Source organism: Desulfamplus magnetovallimortis, assembly GCF_900170035.1.
In the GTDB taxonomy this organism is placed as follows: domain Bacteria; phylum Desulfobacterota; class Desulfobacteria; order Desulfobacterales; family Desulfobacteraceae; genus Desulfamplus; species Desulfamplus magnetovallimortis.
In genome coordinates this window covers 50,357-61,573 of the sequence record NZ_LT828542.1, presented here as the reverse complement: position 1 = coordinate 61,573, position 11,217 = coordinate 50,357, and the positions used below count along the sequence as shown (strand labels likewise).

Here is an 11,217-nt window from a genome sequence, read left to right as displayed (position 1 = left end):
AAGATCATAGGTGTCGACTTTGAGTAGGTAATATTTGAATTCTCCATTGGACAAAGCATAAAAATAATGTTAATCAAATTTTTAATCAAAAATATGACATGTGCAGTGGGTAGCGTAAAAGTGTAGAAAATAAAATTAATGAAGGCATCCAAAATTTAACTGTGGGGTATTTATATACCCCCTATCCATTCGTGGAGAGTGGCCTGGGATGAGGTGGGATTTCTACCAGACAACTATCAATTGAAGAAGCAGTAGTTTACAATTAAATGAAAGATGCCGTAATAAATCATCATTTATAAGGTTAATTAACGTTATGATAACTGATTTCAAGAACCAGAATACTCCCATTGATATAGAAATCGTCAGGGGAAAAATTGAGGCATCAGGTGTGCCATCCATTGGCAATGGCACCATTCGCGAGATCGTAAAGATCGTCAACGAAATCCAGCAGGCATCAGGTCAGAAATTCATCAGGATGGAGATGGGGGTACCAGGGCTCTCTCCTCCGGAGGTGGGTATCAATGGTGAAATGGAGGCACTTAAAAGCGGAGTTGCATCAAAATACCCCATGCTTGAAGGAATTTTGCCACTCAAGAAGGAAGCATCCAGATTTATAAAGATGTTCATGGATGTTGATGTGCCACAAGAGTGCTGTATTCCAACCGTTGGCTCCATGCAGGGGGGCTATGCAACCTTTATGATGCTCGGAAATCTGGATGAGAGAAAGAATACAATTTTGTTCCTTGATCCTGGTTTTCCGGTTCAGAAACAGCAGATGAACGTATTAGGGCAGAAATATGAGGCATTTGATGTCTATAACCACAGGGGTGACAAACTTGAGGCAAAGCTTGAATCATTTTGCTCAAAGGGAAACATCTCAGGAATACTTTACTCCAATCCCAACAATCCTTCATGGATATGTTTCACCGACGATGAGCTTCAAACCATTGCAAAAATAGCTGACAAATATGATATAATTGTTATTGAAGATCTGGCCTACTTTGCAATGGATTTCAGAAAGGATCTATCCATGCCTGGCAAGCCTCCGTTTCAGGCAACAATTGCAAGGTACACAGAAAATTACATTCTTCTTATATCAAGCTCAAAAGCATTCAGTTATGCAGGCCAAAGGGTTGGAATTCTTGCCATATCCCCTGAGCTTTATGAGCGCAGGTACCCTTGCTTGAAAGAGCGGTTTGGCTCGGACAGGTTTGGATATACATTGATATACAAGATTCTCTATTCGTTTTCTTCAGGTACATCACATTCTGCCCAGTACGGTCTTGCAGCCATGCTAAAGGCTGCCAATGACGGGGAATTCAACTTTGTTGAAAGTGTAAGAGTTTATGGAGAACGGGCAGTTGCAATAAAGGCGCTGTTTAAAGATGCAGGTTTTGACATTGTTTACAGCATGGATCTGGATGAGGAGCTTGGGGACGGTTTCTATTTTACAGTCTCGTTCACGGGAATGACAGGAGCCGAGCTTGTTGAGCGGCTTTTATATTATGGCATTAGTGCCATTGCCCTTTCAGGAACCGGAAGTGAACGTGAAGGCATGCGCGTCTGTATGTCCCAGATAGGAAGCGATGAGTTTGATACCTTAAAGGTAAGACTTGAGCAGTTTGGCAGAGACTACAGTGATTAGCCTTGATGATCCCTGCCGAGATGAAAATTGATCCAGGACGATGTTTCGTTAAGCTCCCATTTCCTTGGGGGCACAAACTCGCTTGTAAATTTTTCCTGTGAACCTGCACGTGAAAGGCGTATCCACGATCTTACCCATACACAAAGGCGATCTTTGTTAACTTCGCAAAAACCATCTCTGCTGCCCCCGCATGCACCATTTCGGGTATGTTTGGGGCAGCCCGATTCCGGGCACTGAAAGGCCAGATGCTGGATTCCACAATCTCCGCAGCTTCGGCATGACAGGAGGGTTTTCTTGAATGGGTCTTCCAGAAAGCGTTTTATAATCCAGGAGAATCCTTTTGTTTCAATTTTTTCTGCAATTTTTTTGTACATCGGTGCAGAATAAGCTGATTTATTGAAAAACAACCCATGAGCCATGTTGAGAAAGCGATAGGGAATGTGGTCAAAAAGAAGCGTTTTTAGGGTTATTTCATGGGGTAAATTTCGGCATTTCCTGTCTGGAATGAGATTGACCTGATAAAAGCCTGACTCCCTTGTTGGTGTAAGTTCACCTTGCGAATGGTTCTGCTCTCTGCTTGGCGTAAATTCACCTTGGGCATGGTTCTGTTCTTTGCTTGGTGTAAATTCATTCAGAAAACTCTGCCATTGATTTTCAATCTCATCCATCCTGTCAAGGATTTTCCCCACTGTTTCAAAATCCTTGTGGATTCCTCCTATGTGAATCCCTCTGTAACCCATGCCCTTCAGTACAACCCCCAGCCTGGCTGTTCTTTCAATGGCATTTTGCAGACCTTCTTTTTTGTTTTGCCACTCTTTTTCAATGCGGTTGCAAAGATCATCAGTGACAACAACGCCCGGAACTTTGCCCATGTTCATGGCTTTGGCAGCCCTGGGACTTAGCATGTAAAGGGAAGCAAGAAGAGGAAGATCAATTCCCATATTGCGGTTCTGTTGAAGAAGCTCCTTGAAAAGTGTTGCATCATAACCCAACTGAGTGATTATAAAATCGCTTCCTGCCCTGACCTTGAGAGCCAGTTTCCGGTATTGCCCCTCACTTTCTGCACATGTGCTCTTGAATGGGGACACAGCGCACCCTGTGAAAAAACCGTCAGGGTCTCCTGATTCAAGAAGGCGTATGTTCAAATCTTTAAGCATTCTGGTGAGGATTACAGAGTCAAAATCAAAAACAGGTGCGCCTTGTCCGCCATAGCCTCTTCCTGAGTAGTCTCCGGTCAGGGCAAGAATGTTTTTCATGCCAAGGCGTGCAAGCTGCAATGCACGACTCTCCATTCCAGCACGGTTGCTGTCCCTGCATGTAAAGTGGACAATAACATCCATGCCATATCTGAATATCTCATGGCCAAGTGCATCGGGACTTAACGATGGATTGCCTCCAGGATTGTCTGTTATGGATACAGCAGAAACCCTGCCGTCACTGAAGGCATCTTTTGCAATTTCTGTAAGGGTGTCAACAGATCGTCCTGTTGATTCTCGGCCTGGTACAAGTTCAAGGGTGACCACAAAATTGTCAGCTTCTGTTATATCACTATTAAAAACTCTCAGCATGGCTATTTCCTTTTCCTGAACTTATCAGGCAACTATCAAAAGTTTTTCTCATCTTTGTCACAAAGCATAATGTACCTACTGTTCTTTCAAGGTTTGATTGTCGGGTAGAAAATGCCTTGAACCTTTGAAAAGCCTTAAAAGTCACCCGATACTTTAAACTTGAAGAAGCACTACTCAAAATCGAAACCTATAACCTCTATAGCCTTGTCAATACTGTCTGAATCAGGATACCCAAGATTAACAAAGATAAGGCAGGATTAACTATCCTGAACATCTTTTTTATCCTGGTTATCCTGATTCAGACAAAAGCAACAACTTCTGAAAAAGCAACAACTTCTGATAAAAGCAATAACTTCTGAAAAAAGCAATGATTTCTGAAAAAAGCAATGATTTCTGAAAAAAGCAATGATTTCTGAAAAAGCAATAACTTCTGAAAAAGCAATAAGATGTCGATTTTGAGTATATTATTAAGGTTCCAGCACCTTTGATGCCCCTGAGACAAGGGCTTTTGAAAATGTTTCCATAAGGCTGGATTTTATATTCCAGCAGTGCCAGTAGAGAGGCACCTTTACATTGGCCAGGGGAAGTATATCAATTAAAACGCCTTTTTCCAGAAGTTTTTTGCTCTGTATATCCGGTACCATTCCGTATGCCATTCCGGCTGCAATAAATTCCATGAATTTTTCCGAAGATGGCAGGTAGTGAATCGGCGTATCATCCGGCAGAGGGGCATTAAACACTTTTTGCAAAAGAGTGCTCTGGAGTTCATCTTTGCGGTTAAAAACAAGCAGAGGCGCTCTTTTTACAGATTCAAGTGAAATTTCTTTATCAAACCAGCGTTTTTTGAATCCGGGAGCTGCAACCATCCTGTAGTTCATGTAACCTATAAGTTGACTTCTGCATCCCTGTACAGTGACTTTTTTTGAGCTGATACAGCCAAATACTTCGCCATCTTTAAGCATGCGATGGGTCTGTTCCTGGTCATCCACTCGAATATCAATGGTGACACGCTCATTTTCAAGAAAAGGAATCACAACATCCAGAAACCATGTGGCAAGGGTGTCAGCATTTATACCTATGGGAAAGTTTAGGAACTGACGATCCGAAGATTGTGAAAGATTGTCAAAAAGCTCATGCTCAAGCTGGCGTACCTGCATGAAATATTTGACAATTCGCTTTCCTGCTTCTGTTGGAACAGGTGGGGCGCTTCTGACAATTAAAATCTGGCCTGTCATCTCTTCAAGCTGTTTTATGCGCTGGGATATTGCGGACTGGGTTATGTGGAGCACCTTTGATGCCTTTTCAAAACCACCTTCAGTTATCACCGCAACAAGTGCTTCCATAAATTTAAAATCAATCATAGCTTTTATTATTAGCAAAATTAATGAGATATAAAAACAATTAATTTTACTTGATCATCTTTTCTGTTCTATAAATTTTTGACAAGAGATTAACTCAAAGTTGACACCTATGATCTTGTAAGCCTTGTCAACACTGTCTGAATCAGGATTCCCAAGATTAACAAGATAAGGCAGGATTATCTATCCTGAGCATCCTATCCATCCTGGTTATCCTGGTTCAGACAACTGCAATAACTTCTGAAAAAGCAATAAGATGTCGATTTTGAGGATTAATGAGTCATACATCTTGAAAACAGGAAAGGTAAAAGAGATGATACTGGTATTTTTCAAAGGATTTGTTGTGAGTGCAGGGCTTATCATTGCCATTGGAGCCCAGAATGCATTTGTTCTTACACAGGGAATTAAACGTCAGCATTGGCTTATAATACCGCTTATATGTGCAGTATGTGATGCCCTGCTTATTTCTGCCGGAGTTGCTGGTATGGGCACTATTGTTTCAGATTATCCTGAATTCACAAGATATGTAGCATGGGGCGGAGCAGCTTTTCTTTTTTGGTATGGATTCAAGTCACTTCAATCGGTTTTCAGGCCAGGCACCCTTGAGGAGAGTAATAGAGAGACATCAACAGTTGGCAAAGCAGTTGCAACCACCCTTGCTCTTACCTTTCTTAACCCCCATGTCTATATTGACACAGTTCTTTTAATTGGTACAATTGGCAGTCAGTTTCCAGATGGAGAGAAATTTCTGTTTGCAGCCGGTGCCATGTCTGCATCGTTTGTATGGTTTTTCATGTTAAGTTTTGGCGGAAGATTGTTAAAGCCAATGTTCCAGAAAACTGTGTCATGGCAGATACTGGACAGCTTTGTCTGTGCCACCATGATTTTTGTGGGAGTCTCTCTTATTATTTGAGATTTTTGTATAACGTACATGGCGGATATCCGCCACAATCGAAGGAGTGAAAGTCATTTTTAAAACAGGCTGTTACAGAGACTTTCATATAAACGTACATGGCAGATTCAATATCCGGCCCCAATGGGGGCAGAAATGGATTCTGCCCCTACACTTTTCAATTTTTGTTAAGACAACATTTTTTATATTTTTTACCACTTCCACAGGGGCATGGATCGTTTCTGCCTGTTGTGTCATGATTTATGACTTGCTTGCTTTTGATTTTGTTCTTAATCTTTTTTTGTGCTTTGAAAAAAGAAAATTTAGCTCGTGGCTTGGATCTTTTTTCCCTTACACCAAGGTCTATCTCAATATCTTCCAAATCCCCTCTTACCATTTCATCTACCATATCGTTTTCAAAAGCTTTTCTTATTATTGGCAGAGCATCCACAGCATGCATTTCAACAAGATAATGGATCACTAATGAGTTTAACTCAATATCGTTATCCTTAAAATGCTTGAGGGTTTCTGTTAGAATGTTCTGGCACTGCTTTTTTGCTTCAGGAAAGCTTTGGGCAATTTTTTCCAGGGCGTGTGCAGCAGTTGTACGGGCATAGCTGTTGTTAGTATCATCATGAATGAATTTCTCCAGTGCAGGAATTGATTTTGGGCCTATCATTTGATATATTTCGGGAAGTTCTTCACGGCTCCAGTCATCATCGTCAAGCATGTGAAAAAGATTCATCAAAGGTTCTATCGCCTCTTCTGCACGCAGTTGTCCCAAAGTTCGCCAGGCATGAAGTGGTGCCCAGACTTCATCACTGTCCGGATCACCAAGGTTCAGTGTTTCATCTATTGCCATTTCAATCAGCTCTGGAATATGGTGATTGGTGAAACCATATTGATTAATATAGTCAGGCCATTTATTTCTTCCTCTTATGTCACCATGTTCAAGCAATTTTGCCACTGGATTTTTGTATTTTTTCTGTGTCATTGTGTAGCCTTTTTTTAAATTATGTGGTTTAAAAAAAATAATTGTATATTTTCAAAGTCAACACCTTTATTAAGTACTCACTGTTAGAACCCTCTTTTTGCTCATTTTTATAAAGTACTGTAATGAAAGATGAAATTGTTATGTTTTTTGATAATAATTTTATTACTAATTATAAAATCAATCACTTACATAAAAATAAGCGAATCAATGGTTATAATGTTGCTTAACTATATTAAAACAGATTGGAGAGCAATTGAATTTTTTCACAGGTTTTATTTCGGGAATGATTTTGTTTGTGACCGTTCTGGCTGTTGGTGTAAATGCAACCGGAATAAAATTAGCCAATGAAGAAGATGCAATAAAACTATCCAATGCAGAGCCAATAAAATTATCCATTCAAGAATCGATAAAACTGTCCAGTGAAGAGCAACTGTGGCTTGAAGAGCATAAAACCATAAAAGTCGGAGTTGGTGTCGCATTTCCACCTTATATGTGGGTTGATGAAAAAGATGGTAAGCCTGTTTTCAGGGGCATGGTTTCTGATTACATAGATCTCATATCCCGAAAGCTTAATGTTGAGATGCAGGTTGTTTACGACATCCCTTTTAATAAGGCTCTGGAACTTGGAAAGTCAGGTGAAATTGACTTTTTCCCCTGCCTTTCCCAAACTCCTGAGCGATCGGAATTTCTACTTTTTACAAATCCTTATCTGATTTATCCAATGGTGATCATAACCCGTGATGATGCTCCCATTATCGGAGGAGTTGAAGATCTTGCAGGCAAACGCCTTGCTGTTGTAAAGCATTTGATTGTTTACAGCAGAATACAGAATGACTACCCTGATCTTGATGTAAATTATGTTTTTACAGGCAGGGTTGATGAGAATCTCGAAAATGTATCTTTGGGTCAGGCAGATGCCTGCATAGTTAACCTTGCAGTGGCAAGTTATTTTATCCACCAGAAAGGATTGACCAACCTGAAAATTGCTGCTCCCATCAACTGGGAAGGAAGCCAGTTGGCCATGGCTGTTCGTAATGACTGGCCTGTTTTTCATGGAATTATCACAAAAACAGTGGACTCCTTTTCCCAGGATGAAAAGGACAGGATAAGCCTGAAGTGGATCAAAACAAAATATGAACCTGGTGTGGATATAGCTCTTGTCTGGCGCTGGTCACTGGGTACCGTTTTTTTTGTTGCTATTGTGTTTTTTTATTTTTCAGATGGAATCGCAGACTGCAAAAAGAGATTCTTGAAAGGAGAAAAGCAGAGCAATCCCTTCGTGAGAGTGATGAAAAGTTAAGAAGTATTGTGGAAAACAGTACTAATCTTTTTTATTCCCATACAGTGGATCACGAGATTACATATATCAGTCCCCAATGCAGGGAGTTTTTAGAGTGCGAACCAGAAGAGGCCATGGTGCGGTGGACTGATTTTGCAACAGACAGTCCCGTTAATCAAAGAGGGCTTGAATTAACTGACCGTACTTTAAAAACAGGAAAACGCCAGCCCCCCTATGAACTGGAACTCATGGGTAAAAAGGGAAAGAAAATAACTGTGGAGGTCAGAGAAGCACCTGTTTTTAAAGATGGTCAGATTGTCGCTCTTGTTGGCTCCCTGACAGATATAACAGAACGAAAGGATGCAGATCAGAGACTTCGGGCAATTCTCGAAGCCAATCCCGACCCTGTTGTTGTTTATGATATATCAGGGCACCCCATATATATCAATCCTGCATTCAGCGAAATATTTGGATGGTCACTTGAAGAACTAAAGGGCAAAAAGATTCCATTTGTTCCGGAGGATCAGAAGGAGCTGACTTCTGCCAGGATAAAAGAGATATTTGATTCTGGAAAACCTGTGAGGTTTCTCACCAGAAGATTGACGAAAAAGGGTGCTGAGCTTGATGTTAATGTCAGTGCTGCAATTATAAAGGGAACAGATGACCAGGGCACTGGAATGGTTGTAAATCTGACTGATATCAGTGAGCAGATGAAAATCAAAAATCAGCTTCAGCAGGCTTTGAATCTTGAATCAATTGGCCGTCTTGCAGGCGGGGTTACCCATGACTTTAACAATATGCTTGGAGTTATTCTTGGGCACACTGAACTTGCCATGGCCCAAGTTGAATCTGACACCTCTCTTTCAGGCAACCTTGAACAGATCATGAGAGCAGCAAGTCGATCTTCCGAGTTGACTAAGCAACTGCTTGCTTTTGCCAGGAAACAGTCTGCTCTTCCAAGGGTTATTGATCTTAATGAAACCCTCTCCGGAATGCTGAAAATGCTCGTGCGTCTCATAGGGGAAGAGATTGAGCTTCTATGGATACCCGGGAAAGATCTGTGGAATGTAAAAATTGACACTGCTCAGATTGACCAGATCCTTATTAACCTTACCATAAATGCCCGTGATGCAATTGATGGGGTTGGTAAAGTCACTATTGAAACGCAAAATGTTATAATAGATGAAAAATACTGCAAAAAGCATCCTGATGCTCTCTCTGGAAAATACATCATGATTGTATTGACTGACAACGGAATCGGCATGGATAAAGAGACATTGAGTAATGTCTTTGAACCATTTTTTACAACAAAACAGTCAAATGAGGGAACCGGCCTTGGGTTGGCTACTGTATATGGTATAGTCAAGCAGAACAGAGGGTTTATCAATGTATATAGTGAGCAGGGGTTTGGCACCACCTTTAAGATTTATCTTCCCATGACACAGGAAGTTGTTAAAAAGGAAAATTCTCAGGAAATTCAACATGGCATCAAAGGCTATGAGACCATTCTTGTTGTGGAGGATGAGGAAGCTATACTCAACTTAAGTGAAGATGTATTAAAACAGTTTGGATATAATGTCTTGACGGCCGACACTCCATCTGAGGCACTCAGGATTATAGAAAAATACGAAGAGCCAATTCATCTTTTACTAAGTGATGTAGTTCTGCCCGAAATGAACGGCAAGGAGTTAAGAGAGCAAATTATAAGAGTTAAGCCTGATATAAAGGTGCTTTTCATGTCAGGCTACACTGCAAATGTTATTTTTGACCGGGGAATTCTTCAAAATGATGTGCAGTTGCTACAGAAACCCTTTTCAATACACTCCCTTGTCTCCATGGTTCGGCAAGTTCTTGATGAATAATTTAATAAATGAAAAAAAATAAGATATCGATTTTGAGTATGAAAGTTCCCTTATGTAGCTATATAAATATGTTTTTTTATTGGAGTGTGATGTTTATATACATATTATTGTCATACTATTTCATTCTTTCCATTTTGTGCCTGTTGGATTATAACTACCATGATAAAATGTAATTTGGAAACTTTGATACGGTAAAAAGCAACATAAATGGACAAAATTGCAATAAATAGCCACACTAAGCACGGTGAACATATAAAAATTCTTCTGGTTGAAGATGAGAGGGTTGTTGCACTTTCCATTGAGGAATCCCTGATTTCACTTGGGTACACTATTTCCGGCAATGTTGATTCCGGTAATGCTGCCATTGAGTCGGCAGCATCTAATTTGCCTGACCTTGCACTTATGGATATTCGTATCAAGGGCGATATGGACGGTATTGACACTGCCATGGAACTGAAAAGAGTTTTTGATGTTCCTGTAGTGTTTTTAACAGCCTATTCAGATCAGGATGTTCTTGACAGGGCAAAGCTTGTAAAACCCCTTGGTTATCTGATGAAACCATGTAAAAGTACCGATCTCAAGGCTGTTGTGGAGATATCCATGTGTAAGGCAAGGATGGATAAAGAAGTTGCGCAACTTAACCGTGATCTGGAAAAAAAAGTAAGGGAGCGAACACAGGCTCTTATGGATGAAATTGAATCACGTAAAGGGGCAGAGAGAAAACTTCTTGAACAGGCATCTGTTTTAACCGAATCCAACAAAATGCTGACTACCTTGCTTGAAAACCGGAAAACAGAAAAAAAAGCCATTGAAGAGGAGTGTCTTCAAAATATAAGAAAGTATGCTCTGCCTTATATTGACATCATGACCCAGCAGCAGGATCATGATGATATCATGACAACCCTTGGGATGCTCAGAAGAACGCTGCTGGAGCTTATCTCTCCGGCATCAAGCTCTCTTTCTGCAAAATACATGTTTTTAACTCCAAGGGAGATAAGGGTTGCTGAATTTATCCGTCATGGAAAAACTACCAAGGAGATATCAGATCTTCTTAATCTATCCCCTGCATCCATTGCCACTTACCGCAATCATATCCGCAAAAAAATGAATATACTGAATACAGGTATTAATCTTGAGATATACCTCAATTCTTTTGATAGGTAATTTTTGCATTGATATTGGGCATCCTTCATTTGCCTGTTTACACTTTTTCAATGGCAAAATAACCCAACGGTAGAGACGCAATGCATTAGATTGTAACGACCATACGCCATTGCCGTTATGCAGTACATTGCCCTTATGCAGTAAATGTTCTTCCGGAGATTGACACAATGCAGCAGACTCTAATGGAAAAAATTAAGCTCTATGAAACCATTGTACACTCAGTTGATGAACCCATGTGTCTTATAGACAATGAATACAGGTTTTTGATGCTGAACAGAAATTGTGAAGTTTTTCTTGATATGAGCAGGGATGAAGTTATTGGAAAGTCCATTACTGAGATTCTGGATGAAAGTGTTCTTGATGCTGCTGCAAAGGAGCGAATCAATCGCTGTATGGATGGAGAGGTTGTAAAATTCAGCAAATGGTTTCTCTCTCCAGGCCTTGGTCGTCGCTAT

At 40.5% G+C, this 11,217-nt stretch carries 9 protein-coding genes; 6 read left to right on the top strand and 3 right to left on the bottom strand.

What is annotated here, in order from left to right; all coding sequences use genetic code 11:
* Positions 1 to 313: 313 nt before the first annotated feature.
* Positions 314 to 1,645: a pyridoxal phosphate-dependent aminotransferase gene (locus MTBBW1_RS07110; RefSeq protein ID WP_080801249.1), complete on the top strand. Its 1,332-nt coding sequence runs from the start codon at positions 314 to 316 to the stop codon at positions 1,643 to 1,645.
* On the opposite strand, the gene MTBBW1_RS07105 is transcribed toward MTBBW1_RS07110, so the two are convergent.
* Together MTBBW1_RS07105 and MTBBW1_RS07100 are read right to left on the bottom strand one after the other, a co-directional pair.
* Complete coding sequence (locus tag MTBBW1_RS07105) at positions 1,642 to 3,213, bottom strand: methylenetetrahydrofolate reductase C-terminal domain-containing protein (protein WP_080801246.1); 1,572 nt, start codon at positions 3,211 to 3,213, stop codon at positions 1,642 to 1,644. The two genes, MTBBW1_RS07110 and MTBBW1_RS07105, sit on opposite strands and share 4 nt — an antisense overlap.
* Before the next feature lie 467 nt (positions 3,214 to 3,680).
* Positions 3,681 to 4,574, bottom strand: a complete 894-nt coding sequence (locus tag MTBBW1_RS07100) for a LysR family transcriptional regulator ArgP (RefSeq protein WP_080801244.1) — start codon at positions 4,572 to 4,574, stop codon at positions 3,681 to 3,683.
* Between the two features lie 286 nt (positions 4,575 to 4,860).
* Between MTBBW1_RS07100 and MTBBW1_RS07095 the strand changes: the two genes are divergently transcribed.
* On the top strand, positions 4,861 to 5,484 hold the full coding sequence (locus MTBBW1_RS07095) for a LysE/ArgO family amino acid transporter (RefSeq protein WP_245809292.1): 624 nt from the start codon (positions 4,861 to 4,863) through the stop codon (positions 5,482 to 5,484).
* Between the two features lie 157 nt (positions 5,485 to 5,641).
* Here MTBBW1_RS07095 and MTBBW1_RS29425 read toward each other — a convergent pair whose 3' ends face one another.
* Positions 5,642 to 6,457 (bottom strand): HEAT repeat domain-containing protein, encoded by an 816-nt coding sequence (locus MTBBW1_RS29425; RefSeq protein WP_080801241.1) that lies wholly within the window; start codon positions 6,455 to 6,457, stop codon positions 5,642 to 5,644.
* 253 nt (positions 6,458 to 6,710) lie between these two features.
* Here MTBBW1_RS29425 and MTBBW1_RS07085 point away from each other — a divergent pair, with 253 nt between their 5' ends.
* The 4 genes from MTBBW1_RS07085 to MTBBW1_RS07070 form a co-directional block, all read left to right on the top strand.
* Positions 6,711 to 7,757, top strand: coding sequence for a transporter substrate-binding domain-containing protein (locus MTBBW1_RS07085; RefSeq protein WP_080801238.1), 1,047 nt, complete (start codon positions 6,711 to 6,713; stop codon positions 7,755 to 7,757).
* An 8-nt stretch (positions 7,758 to 7,765) separates the two neighbouring features.
* Positions 7,766 to 9,598: a hybrid sensor histidine kinase/response regulator gene (locus MTBBW1_RS07080; protein WP_080801236.1), complete on the top strand. Its 1,833-nt coding sequence runs from the start codon at positions 7,766 to 7,768 to the stop codon at positions 9,596 to 9,598.
* Between the two features lie 207 nt (positions 9,599 to 9,805).
* Positions 9,806 to 10,762, top strand: coding sequence for a response regulator transcription factor (locus MTBBW1_RS07075; protein ID WP_080801234.1), 957 nt, complete (start codon positions 9,806 to 9,808; stop codon positions 10,760 to 10,762).
* A gap of 167 nt (positions 10,763 to 10,929) precedes the next feature.
* Positions 10,930 to 11,217, top strand: a 288-nt coding sequence (locus MTBBW1_RS07070; RefSeq protein WP_139786710.1) for a PAS domain S-box protein, incomplete at its 3' end; no start/stop codon positions are given.